This is a genomic window from Acinetobacter sp. ANC 3781, assembly GCF_004331285.1.
Taxonomy (GTDB): Bacteria; Pseudomonadota; Gammaproteobacteria; order Pseudomonadales; family Moraxellaceae; genus Acinetobacter.
In genome coordinates this window covers 55,598-80,741 of sequence record NZ_SJOH01000012.1, presented here as the reverse complement: position 1 = coordinate 80,741, position 25,144 = coordinate 55,598, and the positions used below count along the sequence as shown (strand labels likewise).

The 25,144-nt window shown below is 42.2% G+C and carries 23 protein-coding genes and 1 tRNA gene; 16 read left to right on the top strand and 8 right to left on the bottom strand.

What is annotated here, in order from left to right; genetic code table 11:
- The first annotated feature begins 7 nt into the window (after nt 1–7).
- Genes E0H89_RS10195 through E0H89_RS10165 form a run of 7 tightly spaced genes read left to right on the top strand, consistent with a single transcriptional unit; the run spans nt 8 to nt 5,903 of the window.
- Nucleotides 8–1,306 carry an NAD(P)/FAD-dependent oxidoreductase gene (locus E0H89_RS10195; RefSeq protein ID WP_131216710.1) on the top strand — a complete coding sequence of 433 codons (1,299 nt, stop codon included), beginning with the start codon at nt 8–10 and terminating at the stop codon, nt 1,304–1,306.
- A 1-nt stretch (nt 1,307) separates the two neighbouring features.
- Entirely contained in the window at nt 1,308–1,859 is a 552-nt protein-coding gene (locus E0H89_RS10190) for a DUF3261 domain-containing protein (protein ID WP_165494043.1), read from the top strand.
- A gap of 11 nt (nt 1,860–1,870) precedes the next feature.
- Nucleotides 1,871–3,070, top strand: coding sequence for a beta-ketoacyl-[acyl-carrier-protein] synthase family protein (locus E0H89_RS10185; protein WP_131216708.1), 1,200 nt, complete (start codon nt 1,871–1,873; stop codon nt 3,068–3,070).
- Nucleotides 3,067–3,504: a hotdog family protein gene (locus tag E0H89_RS10180; RefSeq protein WP_131216706.1), complete on the top strand. Its 438-nt coding sequence runs from the start codon at nt 3,067–3,069 to the stop codon at nt 3,502–3,504. The genes E0H89_RS10185 and E0H89_RS10180 overlap by 4 nt, the downstream gene beginning before the upstream one ends.
- Nucleotides 3,501–4,226 carry a 3-ketoacyl-ACP reductase FabG2 gene (locus E0H89_RS10175; protein ID WP_131216704.1) on the top strand — a complete coding sequence of 242 codons (726 nt, stop codon included), beginning with the start codon at nt 3,501–3,503 and terminating at the stop codon, nt 4,224–4,226. Before E0H89_RS10180 ends, E0H89_RS10175 begins: the two co-directional genes overlap by 4 nt.
- Entirely contained in the window at nt 4,226–5,446 is a 1,221-nt protein-coding gene (locus E0H89_RS10170) for a beta-ketoacyl-ACP synthase (protein WP_131216703.1), read from the top strand. The genes E0H89_RS10175 and E0H89_RS10170 overlap by 1 nt, the downstream gene beginning before the upstream one ends.
- A 22-nt stretch (nt 5,447–5,468) precedes the next feature.
- Nucleotides 5,469–5,903, top strand: a complete 435-nt coding sequence (locus tag E0H89_RS10165) for an excinuclease (protein WP_131216701.1) — start codon at nt 5,469–5,471, stop codon at nt 5,901–5,903.
- A 126-nt stretch (nt 5,904–6,029) separates the two neighbouring features.
- Here E0H89_RS10165 and secF read toward each other — a convergent pair whose 3' ends face one another.
- The 7 genes from secF to queA all read right to left on the bottom strand — a co-directional run bounded on the left by secF (nt 6,030) and on the right by queA (nt 14,067).
- A complete protein-coding gene (gene secF / locus E0H89_RS10160) occupies nt 6,030–7,004 on the bottom strand; it encodes a protein translocase subunit SecF (protein WP_131216699.1) in 975 nt (324 codons plus the stop codon).
- Between the two features lie 8 nt (nt 7,005–7,012).
- Entirely contained in the window at nt 7,013–8,914 is a 1,902-nt protein-coding gene (gene secD, locus E0H89_RS10155) for a protein translocase subunit SecD (RefSeq protein WP_131216697.1), read from the bottom strand.
- Nucleotides 8,915–8,965: 51 nt separating this feature from the next.
- Nucleotides 8,966–9,295 (bottom strand): preprotein translocase subunit YajC, encoded by a 330-nt coding sequence (yajC, locus tag E0H89_RS10150; RefSeq protein ID WP_067870533.1) that lies wholly within the window; start codon nt 9,293–9,295, stop codon nt 8,966–8,968.
- A 106-nt stretch (nt 9,296–9,401) separates the two neighbouring features.
- Nucleotides 9,402–10,532, bottom strand: coding sequence for a tRNA guanosine(34) transglycosylase Tgt (tgt, locus tag E0H89_RS10145; RefSeq protein ID WP_131216695.1), 1,131 nt, complete (start codon nt 10,530–10,532; stop codon nt 9,402–9,404).
- 848 nt (nt 10,533–11,380) lie between these two features.
- On the bottom strand, nt 11,381–11,947 hold the full coding sequence (locus tag E0H89_RS10140; RefSeq protein ID WP_131216693.1) for a LemA family protein: 567 nt from the start codon (nt 11,945–11,947) through the stop codon (nt 11,381–11,383).
- 28 nt (nt 11,948–11,975) lie between these two features.
- Complete coding sequence (locus E0H89_RS10135) at nt 11,976–13,004, bottom strand: hypothetical protein (protein WP_131216691.1); 1,029 nt, start codon at nt 13,002–13,004, stop codon at nt 11,976–11,978.
- 25 nt (nt 13,005–13,029) lie between these two features.
- Nucleotides 13,030–14,067 (bottom strand): tRNA preQ1(34) S-adenosylmethionine ribosyltransferase-isomerase QueA, encoded by a 1,038-nt coding sequence (gene queA, locus E0H89_RS10130; RefSeq protein WP_131216689.1) that lies wholly within the window; start codon nt 14,065–14,067, stop codon nt 13,030–13,032.
- 194 nt (nt 14,068–14,261) lie between these two features.
- Here queA and E0H89_RS10125 point away from each other — a divergent pair.
- The 9 genes from E0H89_RS10125 (at nt 14,262) to E0H89_RS10085 (ending at nt 24,215) form a co-directional block, all read left to right on the top strand.
- Nucleotides 14,262–14,348, top strand: a tRNA-Leu gene (locus E0H89_RS10125).
- 244 nt (nt 14,349–14,592) lie between these two features.
- Entirely contained in the window at nt 14,593–15,867 is a 1,275-nt protein-coding gene (locus tag E0H89_RS10120; protein ID WP_131216687.1) for a sensor histidine kinase, read from the top strand.
- Between the two features lie 74 nt (nt 15,868–15,941).
- Nucleotides 15,942–18,686 (top strand): bifunctional [glutamate--ammonia ligase]-adenylyl-L-tyrosine phosphorylase/[glutamate--ammonia-ligase] adenylyltransferase, encoded by a 2,745-nt coding sequence (gene glnE / locus E0H89_RS10115; protein ID WP_131216685.1) that lies wholly within the window; start codon nt 15,942–15,944, stop codon nt 18,684–18,686.
- Between the two features lie 34 nt (nt 18,687–18,720).
- Nucleotides 18,721–19,647 (top strand): branched-chain amino acid transaminase, encoded by a 927-nt coding sequence (locus tag E0H89_RS10110; RefSeq protein WP_131216683.1) that lies wholly within the window; start codon nt 18,721–18,723, stop codon nt 19,645–19,647.
- An 88-nt stretch (nt 19,648–19,735) separates the two neighbouring features.
- Nucleotides 19,736–20,617: an ELM1/GtrOC1 family putative glycosyltransferase gene (locus E0H89_RS10105; RefSeq protein WP_131216681.1), complete on the top strand. Its 882-nt coding sequence runs from the start codon at nt 19,736–19,738 to the stop codon at nt 20,615–20,617.
- Nucleotides 20,618–20,630: 13 nt separating this feature from the next.
- Nucleotides 20,631–21,659: a glycosyltransferase family protein gene (locus tag E0H89_RS10100; protein ID WP_131216679.1), complete on the top strand. Its 1,029-nt coding sequence runs from the start codon at nt 20,631–20,633 to the stop codon at nt 21,657–21,659.
- On the top strand, nt 21,656–22,411 hold the full coding sequence (locus tag E0H89_RS10095) for a polysaccharide deacetylase family protein (protein ID WP_165494042.1): 756 nt from the start codon (nt 21,656–21,658) through the stop codon (nt 22,409–22,411). The genes E0H89_RS10100 and E0H89_RS10095 overlap by 4 nt, the downstream gene beginning before the upstream one ends.
- Complete coding sequence (locus tag E0H89_RS10090) at nt 22,405–23,184, top strand: glycosyltransferase family 2 protein (protein ID WP_131216677.1); 780 nt, start codon at nt 22,405–22,407, stop codon at nt 23,182–23,184. The genes E0H89_RS10095 and E0H89_RS10090 overlap by 7 nt, the downstream gene beginning before the upstream one ends.
- Complete coding sequence (locus E0H89_RS10085) at nt 23,181–24,215, top strand: glycosyltransferase (protein WP_131216675.1); 1,035 nt, start codon at nt 23,181–23,183, stop codon at nt 24,213–24,215. The genes E0H89_RS10090 and E0H89_RS10085 overlap by 4 nt, the downstream gene beginning before the upstream one ends.
- A gap of 4 nt (nt 24,216–24,219) precedes the next feature.
- Here E0H89_RS10085 and E0H89_RS10080 read toward each other — a convergent pair whose 3' ends face one another.
- On the bottom strand, nt 24,220–25,110 hold the full coding sequence (locus E0H89_RS10080) for a glucosamine inositolphosphorylceramide transferase family protein (protein WP_131216674.1): 891 nt from the start codon (nt 25,108–25,110) through the stop codon (nt 24,220–24,222).
- Nucleotides 25,111–25,144: the final 34 nt, after the last annotated feature.

Sequence of the window (25,144 nt, the reverse complement as noted above, 5' to 3'; positions counted from 1 at the left end):
CAGTGCAATGAGCACCATGCAACACACAGATGTATTGATTATCGGCGCGGGACCATCGGGCAGTTCGGCAGCAGCATTGCTGCGCCAGAAGGGCTATCAGGTGACCCTGATTGAAAAACAGTATTTCCCGCGATTTTCAATTGGTGAATCATTGTTACCGCAATGCATGGTTTTTCTGGAAGAAGCCGGGCTACTGGATACGGTACGTGAGCATGTAGGCGAGTTTGCATTTCAGTTTAAAAACGGCGCGGCATTTTTAAGGGGCAAGCAGCGCAGTTTTTATGACTTTACCCAAAAATTTACGGATGGTCCGGGCACGACCTGGCAAGTACGCCGTGCCAACTTTGACCATTTACTGGCACAGCAGGCGGAAAAATACGGCGCAGAAATCCGCTTTGGTCATGAAGTGATTGATGTTGATGTTGCGTCAGAACATCCGGTACTAACTGTAAAAGACCAGCAGGAAAATGTGTATCAGATTCAGGCGAAGTTTTTACTCGATGCCAGTGGTTTTGGCCGGATCTTGCCGAAGTTCTTAGATTTGGAAAGTCCATCCAATTTTCCGGTACGTCGTGCCGTGTTTACCCATATTGAAGATGGCATTTTGGATGATCCCGATTTTGATCGCGAAAAAATCCTGATTACGGTACATGCCAAAGATCATCGCGCCTGGTACTGGTTGATTCCATTTGCCGATGGCCGTTCATCTTTTGGTGTGGTGGCAGAGCAGAACTTCTTTGAACACTATGGCTTTGATGGCAGCGCTGATTATGATGTCGAGGCCTTGTTGAAACGTATTCTGGCAGATGACGAAAGCCTGTCACAGGTATTACGCAATGCCAAGTTTGACACGCCAGTACGCACCTTGGTGGGCTATTCTGCCAATGTAAAACATCTGGCTGAGCGTAACTATGCCTTGCTGGGCAATGCTGGTGAATTCCTTGATCCGGTGTTTTCTTCAGGCGTCACCATTGCGCTGAAATCTTCAAGCCTGGCGATTCCTCTGGTAGATCAGGTGCTGCAAGGCCAGCCAGTGAACTGGATGGAACAATATGAAAAACCGCTGCGTGAAGGGATTCAAGTGTTCCGTGCCTATGTGGAATCCTGGTATAGCGGTGAATTTCAGGATGTGGTGTTCTCGACTCAGCAAGATGAAAAAATTCGTCGGATGGTTTCCTCCTTGCTTGCCGGTTATGCATGGGATACCACCAATCCGATTCATAAAAATGCCAAAAAGCGTTTAAGTACTTTGGCGGAATATTGCCGTGATCCGCAGCAAACTGAAACCCTCAGTAATGGTGTCTAATATGCAGCTAAAATGGTCAGGAATGTTCATGAGTGTAGTGCTGCTGTGTAGTGGCTGCCAATCCATGCTACCCAAAGCACAAGGTTTAAGCACTACAACTTGGGCTGCACAAAATTACCAGCGTCAGGATCAGTTAGAAATCCAGTGGAAAGAGCAGAGTTTTAGCTTTTTGCTGTATCAGCAGCAGAAAGGACAAAAGCTGGAGATGCTGGCGTTGACCCTGACCGGACAGCAACTGTTTAAGCTCAGTTTTGATGGTCAGAAGGTGCATATCGAACAGCGCATCGAGCAAATGAAACTGTTGCCATTTGAATTTGTGGTGCGCGATATTCTCTATGCAACTTATCCGAATTTTGCCCGCTTACAGCAACAGAATGTCCGGATTGAAACTTCAGCTCAGGTCCAAAAAGTACTCATCAACCAGCAGCATGTACTGAATATTCAGCAGCAGGATGATGTGATTGAGCTGAATAATGTGCAGGTGCCGTATCAAATGGTGATTAGTCGCATCAACGATGGCTTAGCAAATACAGATGTGGACAGCACTGAATAAGAGGCATGATCATGGGTGATAAAATCACGACACAGCATCCTGCAGTGGGTATCCAGTTGAGTGTGGGTTTATCTGCACTCGGCAATACAGCTGAACAGATCAAACAGGCACTGACCACACCGCAAAATACCTTGAGTTTGGTTTCAGGATTTCTGCCTGAAAAACAGGTCTGGGTAGGCGCTTATCAGCAGCCTTTAATCAAAACTGTTCCAGATTTTTTACAGGATGTAGATTCACGCAATCTACGTTTTGCCTTGACGGCTTTAAAGTCAATTGAAGCGGATGTGAAAGCATATACAGCACAGTTTGAGCGCAAACGTCTGGCAATTATTTTGGGCACATCGACCTCAGGTATTGCCGATAATGAAAAGCTGCTGAAACAATATTTTGTCAATCAGGCAGATGTAGACGTTCAGCATTACAAACAGGAAATGGACAGTCTGGCCAAAGCCTTACAACTGTATTTGGGCTGGGAAGGGCCGGCTTATACTATTTCCACCGCCTGTTCTTCTAGCGCCAAAGCTATGGCAGCAGGACAGCGTTTGATTAATGCCGGTTTAGCCGATGCAGTGCTGGTCGGGGGGGTCGATACCTTGTGTCAGCTGACCTTAAATGGTTTTGATAGTCTAGAAAGCCTGTCCAGTGGTCTTTGTCAGCCCTGTGGTGCCCAGCGTGATGGCATCAATATTGGTGAAGCGGCAGGCCTGTTTTTGTTGTCCAAAGAAACTGCACCGGTAATGCTGATGTCAGCCGGTGAGTCGATGGATGCCTGGCATATTTCCGCACCGCATCCGGAAGGCAAAGGCGCTGCTGAAGCTATGCAAAAAGCTTTGAATATGGCTGGGATTACCGCAAACGATATTGGTTACCTCAATATGCACGGCACCGCGACCCCGCAAAATGATGCTATGGAAATTAAAGCGGTTCAGACGGTATTCCAGCAATATGATGTGCCAGTTAGCAGTACCAAACATAAGACCGGACATTGTCTGGGTGCAGCCGGCGCCATTGAAGCGGTGATTTGTCAGCAGGTGTTAGCTGATCAATCATGGTTGCCTTTGCATCACTCCGGCAATATCGATCCAGAGCTAGATGAAGCCAATTATGTGCTGAGTGCAGCACTGCAACAGCCCATCCAGTATGTGATGAGTAATTCATTTGCTTTTGGCGGCAGCAATATTGGTTTGATTTTTGGAACAAAACTGAAATGATGGATGCAGTACAGTTTATCCCGCATGAAAAGCCGATGGTGTTTGTAGATCATCTCATCGAAGCGAATGAACATTTTGCCATCGCAAAACTGGTGATTCGCCCTGAACTGATGTTTTGTGAAGCTGAGGGCCTACCGACCTGGACCAGTATTGAACTGATGGCGCAGACGATCAGTGCCTATGCCGGACATAAAGGAAAAGTGTCAGGCTTGCCACCGAAAATCGGTTTTTTACTGGGTACCCGCAAAATGCAGTTGCCCGTGCCTTATTTTTTTTTAGGGGAAACCGTGCGGATTAAAGCGGAACAAAGCTATTTGCATGAGGGGTTGGGGCAGTTTCAATGTGAAATTGAATACCGAGAACATCGTTTTAGTGCCATGTTGAGTGTATTTGAGCCGCCAGAAATGAAAGAAACTAGCAGGAAGTCAAAGTGAGTAGAAGAATTTTAGTAACCGGCTCAAGCCGTGGGATTGGTAAAGCGATTGCCTTGCAATTGGCGCAGTCGGGTTTTGATGTCACGGTGCATGCGCGTTCAAGACAGCAACAAGCCGAACAGGTAGTACAAGAAATTCAGGCCTTGGGACAATCCAGCAATGCGCTTTTATTTGACGTAAATGACCGTGAAAACGTCATGCAATTGCTTGAGCAGGACGTTGCAGAACATGGTGCATTTTACGGTGTAGTGTTAAACGCTGGTTTAACCCGTGATGCTGCATTTCCGGCTTTAACCGACAATGACTGGGATGAAGTGGTTTCGACTTCTTTAGGCGGTTTTTATAATGTGCTCAAACCTTTAGTGATGCCGATGATTCGCCTGAAACAGGGTGGACGCATTGTAACCATGTCTTCTGTGTCAGGTTTAATGGGCAATCGCGGTCAGGTCAATTACAGTGCAGCCAAAGCGGGTTTGATTGGCGCGACCAAAGCATTGGCACTGGAACTGGCGAAACGAAAAATTACCGTCAACTGTGTGGCACCAGGTTTAATTGAAACCGAAATGGTCACCGAAGAAGTCAAAGAACATGCTTTAAAGATGATTCCACTACAACGCATGGGACAGGTGGATGAAGTGGCGAAAGTAGTGAAATTTTTATGCAGCGATGATGCCAGTTATATCACCCGACAGGTGATTTCAGTCAATGGGGGATTGATTTGATGAAACGTGTTGTGGTCACGGGCATGGCGGGAATCACTTCTTTAGGTGAAACGGCGGATCAGATTTTTGCTCAATTTGAACAGGGTAACAGCGGTATTCGCTATATGCCGGACTGGGAAGTCTACACTGACTTGCGCAGCAAATTGGGCGGTCCGGTAGAGTCTTTTACCATTCCCAAGCATTTTAACCGTAAAGTGACACGTGGCATGGGGCGAGTGGCCTTAATGTCAACCATATGTGCGGAAAAAGCGCTGGAAGATGCAGCTTTGTTAAATGATCCAATCTTGAACAGTGGTCAAGCCGGTGTAGCATTTGGTTCATCTGCGGGCAGTGTCGACGCGATTGGCGAGTTTGGCAGCATGTTGCTTGATAACAACATGAATAAGCTCAATGCCACCACCTATATCCGCATGATGTCGCATACCAGTGCGGTCAACATGACCGTTTATTTTGGTTTGAAAGGCTTAACTCTGCCGACTTCAAGCGCCTGTACTTCAGGTTCCATGGCGATTGGCCAGGCCTATGAAGCGATTAAGTACGGCAAGCAAACCGTGATGCTGGCAGGGGGAGCAGAAGAACTGAGTGCCGCAGGTTCAGCGGTGTTTGATGTATTACTGGCCACCAGCGGTCAAAATGAACATCCGGAAAAAACCCCACGTCCATTTGATGCCCAGCGTGATGGCCTAGTGGTGGGTGAAGGTGCGGGCTGTTTAATTTTAGAAGAATATGAACATGCCAAAGCCCGTGGTACGCAAATCTATGCAGAAATTATCGGTTATGGCAGCAATACCGATGGTCAGCATGTCACACGTCCGGATTCAGACATGATGGGACGCTGTATGCAAATGGCATTAGCTGATGCGCAAATTCAGGCAGACCAAATTGACTATGTCAATGCGCACGGTACATCCACCGATCAGGGCGATATTGCAGAAACTCAGGCCACTGCAAGAATTTTAGGTAACAAACCGATCAGCTCTTTAAAAAGCTATTTTGGGCATACTCTGGGAGCATGTGGCGCGATAGAAGCTTGGCTGAGTATTGAGATGATGCAACGTAGTCAATTTATTGCGACATTAAATTTAGAACAAATAGATCAAGCCTGTGGCGATCTGGATTACATCGTGAATGATTCTAGAAATATGCATGCTGATATTATTATGAGCAATAACTTTGCTTTTGGAGGAATTAATACCTCCCTTATTTTTAAACGGGTTTAACAACAACAAGAGGGTAAAAATCATGTTAATAAAAAAATTAACACTTATAGCAGCTTTGTGTTTCGGTGGGCTTGTTTCAGCTCAGGCTGCTGATACTGCGCATAATCTGGATTTCAAAAGTGCAGTTGAGCGTGCTGTTGCAGATGGAACTTTGGATGGTTCCGTGAAGTTTTATCTGGCAGGAACCAAGTCTGGCGGTAAAGTGATACAAAAAGATGCGGTGACCAACAAAAAAACCAATGGTTTCGCCAAATCTGCAGAAACAGCTTGTGATCATGTTTTACGTTCTGCATTGATTCAATTACAAAATACGGCAAAAGCGCAAGGGGCAAATGCAGTCACCAATATTGTCAGCTATTTCAAATCGAATGAAAGCAAAAGCACAACCACCTATCAGTGCTTTAAAGGGATGGCCGTTGCCAGCGTTGCTTTAAAAGGTAATCTGGTTAAGTTCTAAATCTAAGCCAAAGCATACAACCAAGATGAATTTATTTTCGAGACAATTTTGGTTGAATATAAAAAAGCCCATCTCAAGATGGGCTTTGTATGTCAATTTAAAGCTGATTTGGCTTCAAAGAAAAAACTATCTAGGAATTTCTTCTTCTTCTTCAAATTCAGGCTTAATCTGAACAATGAAGTCCTGACGGTTCAGACCACGCCAAAGAGCGAAGGCTGTACCAATGTAAATTGAAGAATAGGTACCGACAAATACCCCAATAAACATCGCGACAGAGAACCAGTGTAAACCATCACCACCCAGGAACATCATTGCAAGAACCACCAGCAATAAAGTGGCAGAGGTATGAATGGTACGACGTAAGGTTTCAGTCAAAGAAATATCGATAACTTCCCGCGGGCTTGCGCCACGGATCTTGCGGAAATTTTCACGAATACGATCCGATACCACAATGTTATCGTTTAGCGAGAAGCCTAAAAGTGCCAGAATGGCAGCCAGTACGGTCAAGTCAAACGGCCATTGCATCAGGGCAAAAATACCCACTGTTACAATGACGTCATGGAATAACGAAAGCACCGCACCTAAAGCCAGCTTGAATTCGAAACGAATGGTGACGTAAACCAGCATTAATAACATTGCCAATCCAACTGCACCTGCAGATCGAATATATAGCTCATTTCCGACTTGGCCACCGACAGAGTCCACTTTATGGACTTCAGCAGCATTGTTTGGTAATTGCGCGGCTTTGGCAATTGCGTTACTCAAGTCTTCTACTTCAAGGTCTTGAGGAGGCATACGCACCAAAAGGTCTTTATTGCTGCCGAGGGTCTGCACCACTGCATCTTTAAAACCGGCTTGATCTAAAGCTTTAACCACTTCAGCCTGGTTGGCAGGCTGTGCATAGTTTAATTCTGCAGAAACACCACCGGTAAAGTCTAAACCGAGGTTTAGACCTTTGGTCACAATAAAGAACAGGCTTGCAATCGTCAGGATGATGGAAAAAATTGCCGCTGGTTTGGCAATTTTCATAAACGGAATTATCCGTTCATCATCAGGACGACCGTATTTTTTTGAATCAGGTTGAGTCATATCAGTCATCATAGATCTCCTTAAATGCTCAACTTCTTCAAGTTACGTTTTTTACCATAAATGAGCTGTACGATTGCACGGGTTACTGTAATTGCAGTAAACATCGAGCAAATAATACCGATCATTAATGTCACAGCAAAGCCCTTAATCGGGCCAGTACCGATGGCAAAAAGAATAAACGCAACCAGGAATGTGGTTAAGTTGGAGTCAAAAATGGTGTTATAGGCTCGATCATAACCCGCGACAATCGCCTGTTTGGGCGAGGCTCCCCATTTCATCTCTTCCCTTATTCGCTCACAGATCAGTACGTTGGCATCGACTGCCATACCAATAGTGATCACGATACCGGCAATACCCGGAAGGGTCAGCGAAGCACCAATCCATGACATGACAGTCAGGATCATTGCTAAGTTGGCAAGCAGGGCAAAGTTGGCGATCACACCGAACAGGCGGAAGAACACCACCATCCAGATTGCAACCAGAATGAAACCGATTTGGGTCGATAACACCCCTTTGTCAATATTTTCTTGACCCAGGCTCGGACCGACTACCCGTTCTTCAACAAAGTACATTGGCGCAGCCAAAGCACCTGCACGAAGCATCAGCGCAAGTTCAGCCGCTTCTTGTGGCGAATCCAGACCGGTAATACGGAATTGTGAACCTAATACGGCCTGAATGGTTGCCGCATTAATCACGACAGATTCTGCATAAGAGGTACGCACTTCAGTTTGTGCACCGGTTACAGGATCGGGTACATAACTGATTTTTTGCTTGTTCTCAATGAACAATACAGCCATGCGTTTACCCACTGCAGTACGTGTTGCATCTGACATCAGCTTGCCGCCAGCACTGTCTAAAGTAATATTTACTTCAGCGCCACCGCTATCTTGGCTAAAGCCACTCGATGCATTTTGGACACGTTCACCAGTCAGAATACGGTTACGGTTGAGCAGTAATTCGCGCCCACTATCCAGTGATTCATAAGCAAAGGTTTCTGTACCTGGAGGTAATGCCTGACCATTCGATTTACCAGTATACGGATCGATATATTGGTCATTCAAATCAGAAACCAGACGGAATTCCAGATTTGCTGTACGACCCAGAACACGTTTTGCTTCAGCAGTGTCCTGAACACCCGGAAGTTCAACCACAATACGGTTGCTACCCTGGGTTTGAACCAATGCTTCCGCTACACCTAACTCGTTAATACGGTTACGCAAGGTGGTTAAGTTTTGATTTACCGCATACGACTGAATTTCTTGCTTGCGTACATCGGTATAGTTCAGGCGTAAAGTTGAACCCGAGGTTGATGCAATCGCTTGCTGAGTAAATTCATTGCCATTACGACGCAAGAAGTCCATCACCGCATCACGATCACTGTTATTGGCAAACTGCACAGTAATGGTGTTGTTATTCAAAGCCAGGCTATTGAATTTCAGTTTGTTGTCACGCAGTTGACGACGTAAATCAGTTGCAGATGTTTCCATACGCTGACTGATGGCTTTATCCATATCCACTTCTAATAAGAAGTGCACACCACCACGTAAATCCAGACCCAATTTCATTGGTTTAGCACCAATTTTTTGCAGCCATTCAGGAGTGGTTGGAGCCAGGTTTAATGCAACAACATAATTGTCACCCAGTCCACGACGCAATACTTCTTTGGCTTTTAATTGGGCTTCTGAAGAATCGAGACGCAAAAGGGCAGCATTATTGCTAAAGCTATTGTCATGGCTTGGAATTTTTTCACTTTCTAATAATTGCTCTGCTTTTTGTACGATGCTTTGGTCAATTTGGGTACCGGCTTTGGCACCCGAAATTTGAACAGCAGGTTCATCGGGATACAAACTAGGCAGGGCATATAATGTACTAATCATCAAAACTACGACGATCAGCAGATATTTCCATGCTGGGTAACGCATTTGTTTTCTTCTTAAAATGAAAAAGTCGTGCTAGGGCACGACTATTTTTGATTAGAGATTATTTAATGTGCCTTCAGGAAGAACTGAAATCACACTTGCACGCTGAATTTTTACTTCTACGCCACGACTTAATTCAACCACTGCAAAATCGCCTTCAAGTTTAGTGATTTTGCCCATTAAACCACCGGCAAAAACCACTTCACTACCTACACCCAGGCTTTCAACTAGCGTACGGTGTTCTTTAGCACGTTTTGCTTGAGGACGCCAAATAAGGAAATAGAAAATTGCGACAAATACTGCAATCATCAAAAGGTTAGTAACCAAACTTGGCTGGGTTGCAGCTTCACCCGCTGCGTGAGCAGTAGAAATAAAAAGGCTCATTTCATTTTCCTAAAATAAAAAACTGTATATCAACAATATGATGATAAATAAAATAACTTGTTCAGCAATTTACCCTGTCTTTTTCTTCAGCGCAAATACTGAAAGATTAATCTTCAGGGCAAGGAGGAACTTCTAAACCGCGACAGGCATAAAATTCTTGGACATATTCATCAAAAGTACCATTATCCAACGCATCACGAATGTCTTGTGTAAATCTTTGGTAATAACGTAGGTTATGAATTGTACCGAGCATAGAACCGAGCATTTCACCGCATTTTTCCAAATGGAATAAGTACGAGCGAGTAAAATTCTGACAGGTGTAACAGTCGCATTGTGGATCAAGCGGACTTTGGTCATGACGATATTTGGCATTACGGATACGCACCAGACCGTTCGTCACAAAATAATGACCGTTACGTGCATTACGGGTTGGCATCACGCAGTCAAACATGTCGACACCGCGGCGGATTGCTTCCACGATATCTTCCGGTTTACCCACGCCCATTAAGTAACGCGGTTTGTCTTCCGGCATTTTAGCAGGAAGATAATCCAGTACCTTGATCATTTCCTCTTTCGGTTCACCAACAGAAAGACCGCCAATGGCAAAACCGTCAAAATCAATTTCTTTTAACCCATTGAGTGACTCATTACGAAGGTCTTCGTACATGCCACCCTGAATAATACCGAACAGGGCATTTTTATTTTTAAGCACATCATGATGTTGCATTTTACAGCGTTTTGCCCAGCGTAATGACAGCTGCAATGATTTTTGCGCTTCTTCATGTGTTGCTGGATAAGGCGTACATTCATCAAAAATCATCACGATATCTGAATTCAAGGTATGTTGAATATCCATTGAAATTTCAGGTGATAAGAAGACTTTAGAGCCATCAATTGGCGAACGGAAAGTCACACCATCTTCTTTGATCTTGCGCATTGCGCCCAAACTGAACACCTGGAAGCCGCCTGAATCGGTTAAAATCGGTTTATTCCATTTCATGAACTCGTGTAAGCCACCATGTTCACGAATTACGTCTAAACCTGGACGCAAGTAAAGATGGAAGGTATTACCCAAAATAATTTGAGCTTTGATATCTTCAATATCGCGCGGGAGCATGCCTTTTACTGTACCGTAAGTACCGACAGGCATAAACACAGGCGTTTCAATCACGCCGTGTTCAAGCGTTAACCGACCACGACGGGCACGACCCGACTGACCTAGTTTTTCAAACTTCATACACTATCCTGAACAAGAGCAAAGCACTGCGTACAGTGCAAGAGCGAATAAACAGTTCGCCGCTAAAAGTTGGCTATTTTCCTAGATTACGCACATAAACGCCAGTGTTGTCTAATTTTAACTTGATACTTTCCTTATAAAGCAATATTGGAAGACTGAGGCTGATCCAGCAAAGTTTAGGTGGGCTGGCTGTTAGAACTGTTCAATACCTTCTAATCTTTCATTTTTTTAAGCCACAGCTATTATTTATCCTACAATCCCTTGTCGCAATCGTGTGAATCAGTTTCTGAATATAAAAATTATGATCAATGGAAAGCTGGTTCTAAAGTGAGCAATAGGCTGGTATCCAAACTAGATGAGTGGACAAAAACTTCCTTGGTCTGTGTAAAGGCGCTTATCAACCCATCTAAGTTATTTTGGGTATTGCCGCACTTTTGCCCTCAGTATTGGGTTGTTAAAGGAATGGGTTTTTTAAAATAATCCGCCAAGATTATTTTAAATGTTGCAAAGCTATTTTACTTGGATACATCAGAACGAGAGCGCCATTTTTTTACCTTTCATTTGTCCTATTCTGACAGATAGTGAGTCGGGTTTTCATGCTCTGCGCATCAACCCCCTGTAGTTGATACGGCTAAATCATCCCTCCGTAAATACTCATTGAAGTATAGAGTTGGTTTTCATTCTACTGATCGTATAAAGGGTAAAGCGCTTCAATCAATGCATATTTGAGAAGGGCATAAGTTCGAACATTATGTGAAGCTCGTGTTTTTTAATTCATGTTTTTTTAGTTATAGTTTGGGACTTCTTGTCGTTATTGATAAATGCTGAATACAAGAAGTCCCGAGCTATTAAAAATTAGGTCGATAGTCAAAATTTTGGGTGACCGCTTGATCTCGAAAGGGACGAATGGCTTTTTTACCCATGGTCATGGTATTGACGATGTTATTGGGAAAAATCTGAATATGGTTGTTAAACAGCTCTACATTACGGTTAAAAATAGTAATCGCTGCACCGACATTTTCATTTTGCTCTTCAATTTCATTCATCATTTTTAGATAAATTTCATTGGCTTTCAGTTCGGGATAGTTTTCAACCACTACATTTAGACTGCGCATTAATTCTTTATTCAAGCTTTCGATGCGTTGTAATTGCGAGACATCGGTATTATTTACATTCAAATTTAAAATATTCTGACGCAGTTCAGTCACTTTTTCTAAAGTGCCTTTTTCAAAACTTGAATATTGCTCGACTAAGGGTTGTAAACCATCAAGAATTTTAATTTTCTGACGTTCATAGCTGGCCACATCTGACCAGGCACGGATAGAAGCATTGTGATGACGCACAATATTATTGCGAATCATGATACATGCAACAACCACGGCAATGATCAATAGCAAAAAAATTAACAACCCCATGTATATGTCCCCAAAACATTCATTATTGCTATTTTAAAAAGTGCGTTAAATCACGCTGTAAGCTTTCTAAATAAGGTAATTTAAAAGTACGTAAGTGTCCACGTAATACGGAAATATCTTGAATATTTTTAGCTTGGCTCGATATTTTAAATAAATCGGCAGAACCTAAAAAACATAAAGTGTGACTGGTCGGATGAAACATTAAATCGCCCTGACGCTGGGCAAAAAAATCAGCCAGTTTCAATACAAATGCCGGTGAAAGTAATTTTGCAGTTTGCATTTCATTACTGCCAAAAATATTTAATTTTTGATTGGTCTGAATATCACTGGTATGCCAGGGAAAGCTATAAGGATAATAAAAATTCTTACGTGCCGTGGTAATTGCAAGTCCCTGGATTTCTACATCAAAAACGAACACCCCCCATAAATCCTTGTGTACTTCTTTGACTTTGACATCACTGCCATCTTTATCACGAACGCGAACTTCATTAACATAATGGTATTGAAAGACCATGACCTGATGCTGTTTACCTTCTTCATCTGACCATACCGTACTGGCGTAATAGGGAATATCGTTAGAGAGGGTGCCCTGATTAAACACCGGAAACAGCTGTTTTAAATGCGCAATGAATAATACCGGTTGCAGCGGAACAGAAATATGTTGCGGTTGTTGCCGGAAGGCGAGCTGGTATTTTTTAGCAATGGTCTGTTGCTCTAAATATTCAATGACATCCTCAATGGGCTTTTTATCTTCGTAGCTGATATAAGCCCAGAACATCATAAATAGACCGCTCACCAGACAAAGCTGTAGCCAGATATTGGTGGGGCCTATAAAGATCAGCAGCATAAAAAAAAGTCCTAGTGCAGCTAAAAGCAGCGGTAGGATATTTTCAAATTTGAGCACAATCGGCGCATTCCACGGATGCAAACGATCTAAGATATCTTGCTGGGTTTGAGCCTGACGACCAATCTCCCAAAGCCGCGCGATATTCTGAAAAACCCGTTCATTTTTTTTACGTCGAATATGAATCGAATGTTGAACAGTATCGAGCGGCATGGTGTGCTTCTTTTATCGGTAAATATTAAGGCGTAATTTTATCAATCAGCATGGCATCGCCATAACTAAAGAAGCGGTATTTTTCTTCTACAGCATGCTGATAGGCATTTAAAATATTATCACGATTGGATAATGCTGAAACGAGCATTAATAAGGTAGATTCAGGTAAATGGAAGTTGGTAATTAAACGATCCACCACTTTAAAGTCATAGCCTGGATAGATGAAAATTTGTGTATCACCTGTCCATGCATTTAATGTGCCGCCATGCGCTTGAGCCGCACTTTCAACGGCACGGGTTGCTGTGGTTCCGACCGAAATGACTTTATTGCCCCGGGCTTTGGCTTGACGAATCAGTTCAACCGTATGTTCTGGAACATCACACCATTCGCTATGCATAATGTGGTTTTGAATATCATCTGTACGTACCGGCAAGAATGTACCTGCACCCACATGCAATGTCACAAAAGCTTTTTGAATACCTTTGGCTTCAAGTTTTTCCAATAAGTCTTGGTCGAAGTGCAGGCTGGCTGTTGGTGCTGCGACACTTGCCAGTTTAGTCGGGTCATTAAATACCGTTTGATAACGTTCGGTATCAATCGCTTCGGCTTCACGATTAAAATAAGGCGGAATAGGCAAAGCACCGTATTGATCCAGGACATCTAAAATCGGTTGTGAAAACTCGACAATAAACAAGTTCTCGTGGCGACCTTGCACTGTTACTTTTACCGCATCTTCACCGATAAAAAGTTCAGCACCGGCTTTAGGCGAGTTGCTGGCTTTAATGTGGCAGTGTGCAATAAATTTGTCCTGCATTCGTTCCACCAGAACTTCAACCGCCCCCCCAGAAGCACGTTTACCTTTTAAACGTGCTTTCATCACTTTGGTGTCATTTAAAATCAGTAAGTCATCAGAATCGAGTAAATCCAGAATGTCGGTAAAATGACAATCGTGATATTGCCCTTGATGATCTAAGTGCAAAAGACGTGAAGCACTACGCATCTCTAAAGGGTAGCGGGCAATGAGTTCGTCAGGGAGATCAAAGTTAAAGTCAGAAAGTTGCATCTTCAATGTATAAAAATAAGAAAAACGTCCGCATTATAGTCCTGAAAAGAGCAAACGAGATGATATCTGATGCTTTTTAAAACAAAGTTTTTGTTTTTGCTATAAAAGTGATCAATTGAATGAATTAGATAATTGACAATTCAGAGTTTAATAGTAATATAGCCACCACAAGCTAATGCGCTTGTAGCCCCTTTCCCGAGGTGGTGAAATTGGTAGACGCGGCGGACTCAAAATCCGCTGTCAGAGATGACGTGTCGGTTCGAGTCCGACCCTCGGGACCAAATTCAAAAGACCCCAAGCCCGTACTAAAAGCTTGGGGTTTTTTATGTTCTAAAGAAAATTTTTGCTTACATTTTGAGTATTAGGTTAGAAGAGTAGGGTCAATAAATACAGCAAATCTGCTTGAAATTGTCACATTTTCTCCCTTTATGTCTTTTTCCATTGTGCTTGTTATGGAAATTTGTTAAAAAGTTAAAGGTAATAATCATTTTTTTACAATAACAATAGTGATTGGATGAATCAGATATGAAAATGCAGTTACTTGAAATAGGCTCGGAAACTGAGCAGCTTAGCGCATGTAAGCTTTCACTATTGTTAGGTGTTTTTACATCAATCAATCAGGTTGAACGTTTTTTAAGGTTTTCACGCAAGATGCTGGGTGCACAGCAGGCTGTGCTGGCTTTCCATAATGAGCCTTATATCTGGTATTCCTCAAACCATGGTTTCAAGGCATTCTGCTCCCCAGGTGAAACCTGTTTAAGTCCTTATTTTGAAGGGCGAGCTTTTATTGATCATCAGCATGCTCAATATCCGAATCTGGTTCAGCATGTGAGTCATTTTGGTGTAGAGGCCAAGCGCTATCTGGCTTTTGATCTGCGTATGAGTGATGGTGTTTCGCTTGGTCAGGTGCTGTTTTTCGATTTACATCAAGAATGTTTTAATCCGGAAGATATTGCCACCGTGCAAGAATTCACCAATAGTTTGACCCATATTATTGAGTTGAAAGCAGATCATGCTGAACTCAAAGAAATGTATGAGCAACAAGCTGCACTCAACTATAGTAAAACCAAATTTTTCCAGATTATTGCGCATGACTTAAGAGCGCCTTTTCACGGCTTACTGGGTTTTTCGGAGGTGTTAGCGCAAGAGCGTGAAACACTTGATGAATCGAGTGTGCAAAGTATTTCTGAATATTTGTACGATACGGCACAATCGACTTATAACCTGCTAGAAAGTCTGCTCAATTGGGCGATGGCGGAAGGTGGGCGTTTTATTTATCATCCAATTAACTTTGAACTGAAACAGTCGACCAAGATTGTCTGTGATGTATTAAATAGTCTGGCAGTGAAGAAAAACATTCAGTTAATTGACCAGATTGAAGAAGGCGTTAAAGTCTGTGCTGACATCAACATGATCACTTCAGTGATCCAGAATCTGGTCTCTAATGCCTTAAAGTTCACCCCGACAGATGGCACGGGGCGAGTCATTATCAGCGCAAACCAGTCTGAGGCAGGCGTGCATATTTCTGTTCGCGACACGGGCTTGGGTATGAGTCAAGCGCAAATAGACCAGCTGTTTCAGCAGTCAGTGACTGCCAGTATTAAAGGTACTGCAGGAGAGAAAGGTACGGGACTGGGATTGGTCTTGTGCAAACGGTTCATTGATCTGAACCATGGTGAAATTTTTGTAGACTCTAGAGAAGGCGAAGGCACGATTTTTAATGTGATTTTACCGGTGGCTACCAGCACTCATCAGGCTTTAACCCAAGATCAGATCAAAACTGAAAAATTAAAAGTATAGAAAATAAATTTTTCTTTTCCTCTATTTCCCTTCAGCTGATATAACTAGAAAAAAACTCGGCTGAAGGTTTGAAAATGAATGCGGAACAATTGCACAAAACATTACGTGCGAGCCAATACGCAGAACAAGTATTGGGAAATCATGCAGTATTACTTGAACAAGATTATGCAATTGACCAATTTCTCGTTCCTTTAAGCGCCACGCAAATTCAGGACTGTGTTGATAGCACTTTAAACAATATCACCGATGAAACCACATGGATGCGTGCGCTTCGTGTGCTGCGCGCCCGTTTGATGTTTCGCTGGATTTGGCAGGATGCCAATCAACTCACCGATGTTGTTGCTTTAACCCGTGAGCTTTCAGACTTTGCCGATGCATCCATTCGTGCAGCCAAAGATTTCGCACGGGTTCCTCTTGTTGCAAAGCACGGCGAACCGATCAGTTATAACGGTACAGTGCAAGATTTAATTGTAGTCGCCATGGGGAAGCTCGGCGCTCAAGAACTGAATCTTTCAAGTGATATAGATCTTATTTTTGCCTTTGATGAGCAAGGTGAAACCAATGGTCGTAAATGCATTGATGTACAGCAGTTCTGTATTCTGTGGGGGCAAAAACTGATTTATCTGCTGGATCATATGACTGCAGATGGTTTCGTGTTCCGTGTAGATATGCGTTTGCGTCCATGGGGGGATGGTTCAGCTCTTGCCATTAGTCATGTTGCGCTGGAAAAATACTTAAGTCAGCACGGACGTGAATGGGAGCGTTATGCCTGGATTAAGGCGCGTATTGTGACCGGTGGAAAAGAAGGCGATGAACTGCTGGATATGACCCGACCATTCGTGTTCCGCAAGTATGTTGATTACACTGCCTTTGAAGCCATGCGTGAAATGAAGGCAATGATTGAACGTGAAGTACTGCGCCGTAATATTGAAGATGATATTAAACTTGGTGCGGGCGGTATCCGTGAAGTCGAATTTATTGTGCAGGTTTTTCAGCTGATTTACGGTGGCTCTAAACTTGAGTTGCAAGATCGCCAATGTTTAGTCAGCCTGCATCATTTGGGTGAGGTGGGGTTGCTTGAAATGCAGGCCGTGGCTGAACTGGAGGATGCTTATTTATTCTTGCGCCGTGTTGAACATGCCATCCAGGCCTTGAATGACCAACAAACGCAGTCCTTGCCAAGTGAGCCGGATTTACGTCAGCGTATGATTGAAACTTTAGGTTTTGCTGATTGGGACGTTTTCATTGAATATCTGAATCAAAAACGCGCCAAAGTTATTTTTCAGTTTGAACATCTGATTAAAGAAAAAGAACCCGATCCTTTGGTTGAAAGTTTTAGCTTGCTGGAAAAGCGGCTGAATGAGGTGTTGGATGAGAATGCAAAAAATCTTATTCATGAATTTTGGTATGGACATGCGCTAAAAAAATTGCCAGCAAAGGCAGTACAGCGTTTAAAAACCTTTTGGCCACATTTAATTGAAGCAATTTTGCAATCAGATAAGCCGCAAGTCGCACTCTTGCGTTTAATGCCCTTGGTCGAATCGGTGATGCGCCGTACCGTATATCTAGTGATGCTGATTGAAAGTAAAGGTGCATTGCAGCGTCTGGTTAAAATGTCTACCGTGAGTCCATGGATTTGTGAGGAACTTACCCACTATCCAGTTTTACTCGATGAATTCTTGTCGATGGATTTTGAATTACCCAAACGTCAAGATTTGGAAGATTCCCTCCGTCAGCAACTGCTGCGCATTGAAATTGACCAAGTAGAAGACCAGATGCGGGTGCTGCGATTATTTAAAAAATCCAATGTGCTGGCTGTTGCTGCCAGTGATGTTCTGGCTGAAAGCCCGCTAATGAAAGTATCCGATGCACTTACCGATATTGCAGAAGTCTCGGTCAATGCAACCTTACATTTGGCATATCAAATGACTGCGAAAAAACATGGCTATCCGCTGGATGCAGAAGGACAGCGTTGTTCGCTCGATCATATGGCATTTGTGGTTGCCGGTTATGGCAAAGTGGGTGGAATTGAACTGGGTTACGGTTCGGATTTAGATCTGGTGTTTATTCACTATATGCGTGAGCAGGGCGATACCGATGGAACCAAGCAAATTAGCGGCTTTGAATTTGCCATGCGTGTCGCACAAAAATTTATGTCATTGATGACCACGCAAACTCTGGATGGACGGGTCTATGAAATTGATACCCGTTTGCGTCCATCTGGTGAAGCAGGTTTATTGGTGACCAGCTTAAAAGCCTTTGAGCAATATCAATTGAAAAGTGCATGGTTGTGGGAACATCAGGCTTTGGTTCGTGCACGTTCCATTGCGGGTGAAAAAAGTTTACGTGAAATATTTGAAGCATTACGTTGCCGTATCCTGACTCAACCGCGAGACGAAACCAAAGTTCGTGAAGAAGTTTTGAAGATGCGTCAGAAAATGAAAGACCATTTGGGCTCATCTAAAGAACAGCAAAAAGATGGAATTTTTCATTTAAAACAGGACTCAGGTGGTATCGTTGATATCGAATTTATGGCACAGTATGCGGTGTTAGCCTGGAGTGGGTCGAATCCCGATCTCGCCCATTACTCCGACAATGTACGAATCCTTGAAGATGCCGCAAAAGCAGGTTGCTTATCCAGCGACGACGCGACAGCATTGATTCAAGCTTATCTCAGTGAACGAGCCGAGAGCCACCGTTTAGCCCTTGCGAATCAATCCATGCAAGTGAATGCTGCGGACTGGCACGATACCCGCGTGATCGTTTGCAAGTTATGGCAAAGATTAATTGATCCAACTGCAAATATTTGCATTGGATAAAGATGACTGTGTATAAAAATTTGGAGAGTGCGCCATGAACTTGGCTGATCGTGATGGTTTTATTTGGCAAGATGGACAAATGGTTGATTGGCGTGAGGCAAAAATCCACGTCTTAACACATACCTTACATTACAGTATGGGGGTGTTTGAAGGTGTCCGTGCTTATGAGACCCCTAACGGAACTGCAATTTTCCGTCTTCAGGATCATACAAAACGTTTGCTCAACTCTGCAAAGATTTATCAAATGAAAGTTCCATTTGATCAAAAAACTTTAGAGCAAGCTCAAATTGATGTCGTACGTGAAAATAAATTAGCGTCTTGCTATTTGCGTCCAATTATCTTTATCGGTTCTGAAAAACTCGGTATCGCTGCAACGGATAATACCATTCATGCCACGGTTGCTGCATGGAGCTGGGGTGCTTACCTGGGTGATGAAGCGATGGCGAAAGGTATTCGGGTGAAGACTTCATCCTTTACCCATCACCATCCTAACGTGACCATGTGTAAGGCAAAAGCATCGGGCAACTATACTTTGTCGATTCTTGCACACCAGGAAGTGGCACATTCGGGTTATGACGAAGCTATGTTGATGGACCCACAAGGCTATGTATGTCAGGGTTCAGGTGAAAACGTATTCCTGGTTAAAGATGGCGTACTTCATACCCCAGATATTGCTGGCGGTGCATTGGACGGTATTACGCGTCAAACCATTATTACTATTGCTAAAGACTTGGGCTATGAAGTGGTTGAACGTCGTATTACCCGTGATGAGTTCTACATTGGTGATGAAGCATTCTTTACCGGTACTGCGGCTGAAGTAACCCCAATTCGTGAATATGATGATCGCGAAATTGGTTGTGGTTCACGTGGTCCAATCACCACACAAATTCAAAAAGCATTCTTTGATGCAGTTCAGGGTAAAGACCCTAAATACGCACATTGGTTGACTTACGTAAAATAAGTCGATCAGGTAAGATCAAAAGGCGAAAACTCGGTTTTCGCCTTTTTTATTGATTAAGCTTTGAGTTTATTTTTTAAGGATACCTTTTATGCATATTGTCTATGTCAGTGATGGCAAAGCAGGACATCGCTCACAAGCAGTCGGCTTATATAAAGCCATGCAAAGGCAAAGTGCAGATGAAGTTACCTTTGAAGAAGTATCAATAGACCAATTGCCAGTTTTTAGTTTATTTTTAGCAATTTTTAAAAAGAGCATTGTCGCGCTAAAGCAGCCGCCCGATTATATTTTTGGGGTAGGCAGTCATACCCAGTTTCGCGCTTTACTGCTTGGTCAGATTTATCCTGAAGCGAAAACGATTATTTTAATGAAGCCTAATTTTCCGGTGACTTGGTTTGATTATGCCATTATTCCTGAACATGATAGTGTTGAGGCATCGGAGCATGTGATCACTACACAAGGTGCACTAAATCCAATTGTGAATGAACAGAGACATCAGCCAAACAGATTTTTAATTGCACTCGGTGGATCATCGAAACGCCATCAATGGAATGAAGCAAAAGTTTTAGATGCAATTCAACAAATCGTTAATCTGCATCCTCAAGCTGAGATTATTCTGACCACTTCACGACGTACACCGAAAGAGTTTTTGGCTCATTTAAATGAAAAATCATTTAAAAGTCAGCTGAAAATATTTCCAGTTGAAAAGACGCCACAAGGCTGGATTTTTGAAGAAATGCAAAAGGCCGAAGCAGTTTGGGTGACTGAAGATAGTGTTTCCATGATTTTTGAGGCACTGACAGCAGGATGTCAGGTGGGTATCATTGAAATAGACCGGTTGAAATCTGATAGAATTACCCAACTGTTAGATCAGCTTTTAACCCAGGCGTTACTGGGTGAGAATAAAGTTAAATTGTTAAATCTACAATTGGATGAAGCGACTCGAGTCGCTCATATTTTATTGAAAACATAGAGATGTTTTTTACATGAAAATTTTACATATTGCGAATTTTGGTTTTAATAAGCAAGGCGCACATTTTTATTGCACAGATCGTAAAATTTCTGCAGGTCTGATTGAAAATGGTCACTTTGTTTATGACTTTAGTTTTCGTGATATGGCCCGAATGGGTACAGTATTTAAAACTAAAAAACTGGGTGCAAGTTGGGCCAATAAAGAAATTTTAAAAATTGTGGATAATATTGAGCCAGATTTAGTTTTAATTGGTCATAGTGATTTGATGAGTCCTGATGTGCTCAAAGAAATCAAACAGCGTTATCCGCAAACTAAAATTGCCTTTTGGTATGTTGATCCATTGTATTTAGAACATAAACTCGGGTTTGTACGTGAATTTTCACCTTATTTAGATGCAGTTTTTTGTACCACCGGTGGTGAATATCTTGAAAAACTCAAACAACCGCATTTAAAAGTGGCTTATATGCCGAATGTGGGACATCGTAATGTTGAACAATTAAAACAGTTTGAATCAAACAATATTGATAAAGAATTTATTTTCTGTGGTGTGGTGTATAAAGAACCTGAACGTGAAAAATTCCTAAAAGATTTAGCTGAGACTCTAAAAAACAATCATGTGCAATATCAATATTATGGTTGTTTTGAACAGCCAGGCGTTTATGGTAAAGGTTATTACAAGGTGCTATCCCAATCCCGTATGGGCTTAAACTATTCACGTAAAAACGATGTAACTTTATATAGTTCAGACCGAATTGTGCAGCTTACAGGAAATGGACTGCTGACTTTTAGTCCACGCATTCCGGGTTTCGATAAACTCTATACCGAACAAGAAGTAGTTTATTTTGATGATCAGTTCGACTTAGCTGAAAAAATTCAGTTTTATGCTACCCATCCAGAAGAGGCGAAGCGTATTGCTGAAGCAGGTTGGAATAAAACACGTGCAAGTTTTAATGGCAAACGGATTACACAGTTCATGCTTGAGGTGACTTTTGATCAACCTTTGTCTGAAGCCTATGAATGGGCAAATGAGGTTTATGCATGATGTGGCTGCTTTATATGGTGATTGGCATAATGGCTCTGGCTGCGATGCTCTATCTCTTAGGTAACTATACTTTCTGGTTACCTTTTCGTGGTGCGAAGTTACCTAGAATTGTGATGCTGCATCAAGTTACACCCCATGAAGCCGCCTCGGGGATGAATATGCCCCCACAAAAGTTTGAACAGTTACTGCAATATCTGGCTAAAAAAGAAACTCATTTTTGTTTTGTCTCTGAACTAGATCAGTATCGGGGGCAAAAAAATGTTGTAGCGTTATCTTTTGATGATGGATTTTTAGATAACTATCAATACGCCTATCCATTAATAAAAAAGTATAAGGCTAAAGCCACGATATATCTTGCGACACAAATTGAAGGAATTGATAAATTAAATGCTCAGCAGATTCATGAAATGTCTGATTCTGGTGTAATTGAATTTGGCGCGCATACGCAACATCATGTGAATTTACTTAAACTCGATGATGAAGAAGCCTATCAAGAAATACAAAACTCTAAACGTGATGTTGAGGCATTAGTCGGACGTTGTCCAAGTTTTGCTTACCCTTTTGGGCGTTTTAATGAAAAACATCAGCAAATGGCAAAAGAAATTGGCTTTAAAAATGCAGTATCCACACGTAAGAAAGTGGAAGCCTACACCGAATTAAATCAATTTAATATTCCCCGAGTCAGTACGCATGGGGCAATGAATGCTTTACAAATGCGTATTGCCTTAGCCAAAGGACGTTATAAATTATGAGTATTCCATGTAGTGTTTATATCGTCACTTTGAACTGTGGTGCATGGTTGGAAGATACCTTGAACAGTGTCGCTGATTTTTCGGAAGTGATTATTTTAGATTCGGGCAGTACCGATCGTACTTATGAAATTGCGCAAAGCTTTCCCAATACACGAATTTCTCATCAGGACTGGCTGGGTTATGCAGCACAAAAAAGTCTTGCTTTAGCCCAGTGTCAAAACGACTGGGTGCTCAATTTAGATGGCGACGAAGTGCTATCTGATGAATTAAAACAAGAAATAGCCAAAACTATTCAAGCCAATCAAATTGATGCTTTAATTACCCCAATTAATGATGTTTTTTTAGGGGTGCCCAACAGTAAACATACTAAAAAACATGCCAAAGTCCGTTTTTTCCGTAAAAATAAAGGCCAATATGACCTTGAAAATAAAGTCCATGAAAATGTGATTGTTGACGGTGAAAGTATCCGTGCCGAAGGTGATATTTACCATTATGGTGAGTCGAGTATTTTTGTCAAAGTCGAAAAAAATAATCAATATTCAAACTTGAAGGCAGCTGAAAAATTTCAAAAAGGTAAAAAACCAAGCATATTGAAATTAACTTTGGTAATGCCTGTCACCTTTTTAAAGTCGTATTTTATTCGCCGTAGTTGTTTAAATGGTTGGCGCGGTTTTGTAAACAGTATGATCAATTCTTTTTATGCTTTTCTAAAAGAAGCCAAGCTTTTCGAGCAGCATTTGCAGGCAAAAAAGAACAAGCGGGATGATGCATGAAGATTGTTCAAGTCCTCGCGACCAGTGGCGGTATTGGCGGTTTAGAGCAGCATACCTTTAATTTGGCCAATCAGCTGGCCTTGTCTAACGATGTGCACGTGATTGCACATCCCTGCTATGCCGAAAAGTTTAATGAAAATGTTCAATTTCATGCGGTCGATTTTTCTAGAAGCCGCTGGAATATTGGGTTGCTTTGGCAGCTAAAGACCCTGATCGCTCAAATCCAGCCCCAGATTGTACATGCCCAAGCAGGTAAAGCATCTGAACTGATTGCCAGGATTCGTCCATTTTTAGCAGACATTAAAATTGTGACGACGGTACATGGAACCAAAAAGAATAAGTCTGCTTATTTAGTTGGAAATGCGGTGATCGCTGTCAGCAAAGCACTGACCCTCGGTATTCCAGAAGCGAAAGCACATATTGTTTATAATGGGGTTTATCCGCAAACAGCATTGGCTGTAGAGGCAAAGCAGCGCTTAAAACACAGCATTGACCAACAATTTCCACGTTTGGATTCAAGCAAGAAAATAGTGATGTGCATTGGTCGCTTAGAACCGGTGAAGAATATTGCTTTACTGATCCAGGCAATGCGGGGGATTGATGCAAACTTGTGGATTATCGGCGATGGTTCGTTGCGACAATCTCTAGAAGCACAAGTCAAACAACAAAATATGCAAGACCAGGTGGCATTTCTAGGTTTCAGAACGGATGCTCGTGATTTAGTCCAGCTTGCAGATGTTGTTACTTTATCTTCAGATCGTGAAGGTTTTCCTCTGGTGATGGTTGAAGCTTTGCAGGCAGATAAAGTCATGGCATCCACCAAAGTGAATGGCGTAATTGAATGGTTGCCAGAAGCCTATCTTGCAGAAATTGGTGATATTGCAGCATTGCGGCAAGCACTCAAAAATGGATTGGAAAGTGCAGCATTTGCTGATTTTGAAGAGCTATTTACGCGTGCTAAAAATGAGTTGACTGTGGATGCTATGGCGCAGCAAACGCTGCAAATATATGAGCGTTTGCTAAATAAATAATTAATTATGCTTTGGGTGATAGTCGAATAGCGTCAAGAACCACAAAGTCATGTTCAGCATTAATGGTATGACAGCCATCATCCTGATTATTCCAATGGGGTAAAATCACTTCTAAAAATTGTTCCTGATATTCTGTTGGGCTTAATTGGATAATTTCTTTAAGCTCAATATTGCCGCCATAGCGTTTCAACGAGTCCTGGCTTGGGCGAACCAGTTTACCGTTATAGATGAATGGCTTGCCAGCCATGCGGAATTGTTGATGTCCTTTACATACTGGGTTTTGAGGATGTTCTTTCCACTTAGGTTGTAAAATATCTTCGGTATAAAATAAATCTAGGCGATCACCAAATTTTTTACAGTTACGACGGGTGGAGGTAAATAAATACCACATGCTTTCATGGTAAAAAGGCGTTGTATCAACAGCTTCAATGTCTTCTAAAAGGTTGGAAAGTTTTTCCCATTTCAAAGGGAACTCAGTGCATTTCCATAGTTCAACAGTTTTATTGGCGCTGGTTTCAGGAATCATGTACCAGTCATTCTCTATTTTAAATACACAGGGATAAGACAGATGGTAATCCAGTTTTAAAATCGTCTGTGGTTCTGTATAGGTGCCATCTTTAAATATTTCTAAAACAGATAAAAAACCAACCGGATGTTGGTCATCGACTTCTTCAAAAAAAATAAAGTAACGTCCATTGTCTTCTACATAAAAACAATCGGCAAAAGTAAACTTTTTAGGAGAATGGATTTCAAATAGGTCTTTTAATTGGTCTTGGTTATTCAATGGTTTATTGAGCCAACCAAAACGAATATACCAATGTGAGTCAAACTTTTTGGCCTGTTGATTTTGTTGGTATTTGTACCATTTTTTGAGAACTGTACGAGATAAAGACATGATGGCTTGCTCAAATCAAAGGTTTAAATATAGG

Excerpts from the sequence above, each read along its gene's own strand:
- tgt (WP_131216695.1), bottom strand. The coding sequence starts at position 10,532 with ATGAAGTTTGAAAAACTAGGTCAGTCGGGTCGTGCCCGTCGTGGTCGG.
- E0H89_RS10100 (WP_131216679.1), top strand. The coding sequence starts at position 20,631 with ATGAAAATTTTACATATTGCGAATTTTGGTTTTAATAAGCAAGGCGCA.
- E0H89_RS10095 (WP_165494042.1), top strand. The coding sequence starts at position 21,656 with ATGATGTGGCTGCTTTATATGGTGATTGGCATAATGGCTCTGGCTGCG.
- E0H89_RS10185 (WP_131216708.1), top strand. The coding sequence starts at position 1,871 with ATGGGTGATAAAATCACGACACAGCATCCTGCAGTGGGTATCCAGTTG.
- E0H89_RS10190 (WP_165494043.1), top strand. The coding sequence starts at position 1,308 with ATGCAGCTAAAATGGTCAGGAATGTTCATGAGTGTAGTGCTGCTGTGT.
- E0H89_RS10105 (WP_131216681.1), top strand. The coding sequence starts at position 19,736 with ATGCATATTGTCTATGTCAGTGATGGCAAAGCAGGACATCGCTCACAA.
- E0H89_RS10110 (WP_131216683.1), top strand. The coding sequence starts at position 18,721 with ATGAACTTGGCTGATCGTGATGGTTTTATTTGGCAAGATGGACAAATG.
- E0H89_RS10080 (WP_131216674.1), bottom strand. The coding sequence starts at position 25,110 with ATGTCTTTATCTCGTACAGTTCTCAAAAAATGGTACAAATACCAACAA.
- E0H89_RS10135 (WP_131216691.1), bottom strand. The coding sequence starts at position 13,004 with ATGCCGCTCGATACTGTTCAACATTCGATTCATATTCGACGTAAAAAA.
- E0H89_RS10195 (WP_131216710.1), top strand. The coding sequence starts at position 8 with ATGAGCACCATGCAACACACAGATGTATTGATTATCGGCGCGGGACCA.
- E0H89_RS10170 (WP_131216703.1), top strand. The coding sequence starts at position 4,226 with ATGAAACGTGTTGTGGTCACGGGCATGGCGGGAATCACTTCTTTAGGT.
- glnE (WP_131216685.1), top strand. The coding sequence starts at position 15,942 with ATGAATGCGGAACAATTGCACAAAACATTACGTGCGAGCCAATACGCA.
- E0H89_RS10180 (WP_131216706.1), top strand. The coding sequence starts at position 3,067 with ATGATGGATGCAGTACAGTTTATCCCGCATGAAAAGCCGATGGTGTTT.
- queA (WP_131216689.1), bottom strand. The coding sequence starts at position 14,067 with ATGCAACTTTCTGACTTTAACTTTGATCTCCCTGACGAACTCATTGCC.
- E0H89_RS10085 (WP_131216675.1), top strand. The coding sequence starts at position 23,181 with ATGAAGATTGTTCAAGTCCTCGCGACCAGTGGCGGTATTGGCGGTTTA.
- E0H89_RS10140 (WP_131216693.1), bottom strand. The coding sequence starts at position 11,947 with ATGGGGTTGTTAATTTTTTTGCTATTGATCATTGCCGTGGTTGTTGCA.
- secD (WP_131216697.1), bottom strand. The coding sequence starts at position 8,914 with ATGCGTTACCCAGCATGGAAATATCTGCTGATCGTCGTAGTTTTGATG.
- yajC (WP_067870533.1), bottom strand. The coding sequence starts at position 9,295 with ATGAGCCTTTTTATTTCTACTGCTCACGCAGCGGGTGAAGCTGCAACC.
- secF (WP_131216699.1), bottom strand. The coding sequence starts at position 7,004 with ATGATGACTGATATGACTCAACCTGATTCAAAAAAATACGGTCGTCCT.
- E0H89_RS10165 (WP_131216701.1), top strand. The coding sequence starts at position 5,469 with ATGTTAATAAAAAAATTAACACTTATAGCAGCTTTGTGTTTCGGTGGG.
- E0H89_RS10120 (WP_131216687.1), top strand. The coding sequence starts at position 14,593 with ATGAAAATGCAGTTACTTGAAATAGGCTCGGAAACTGAGCAGCTTAGC.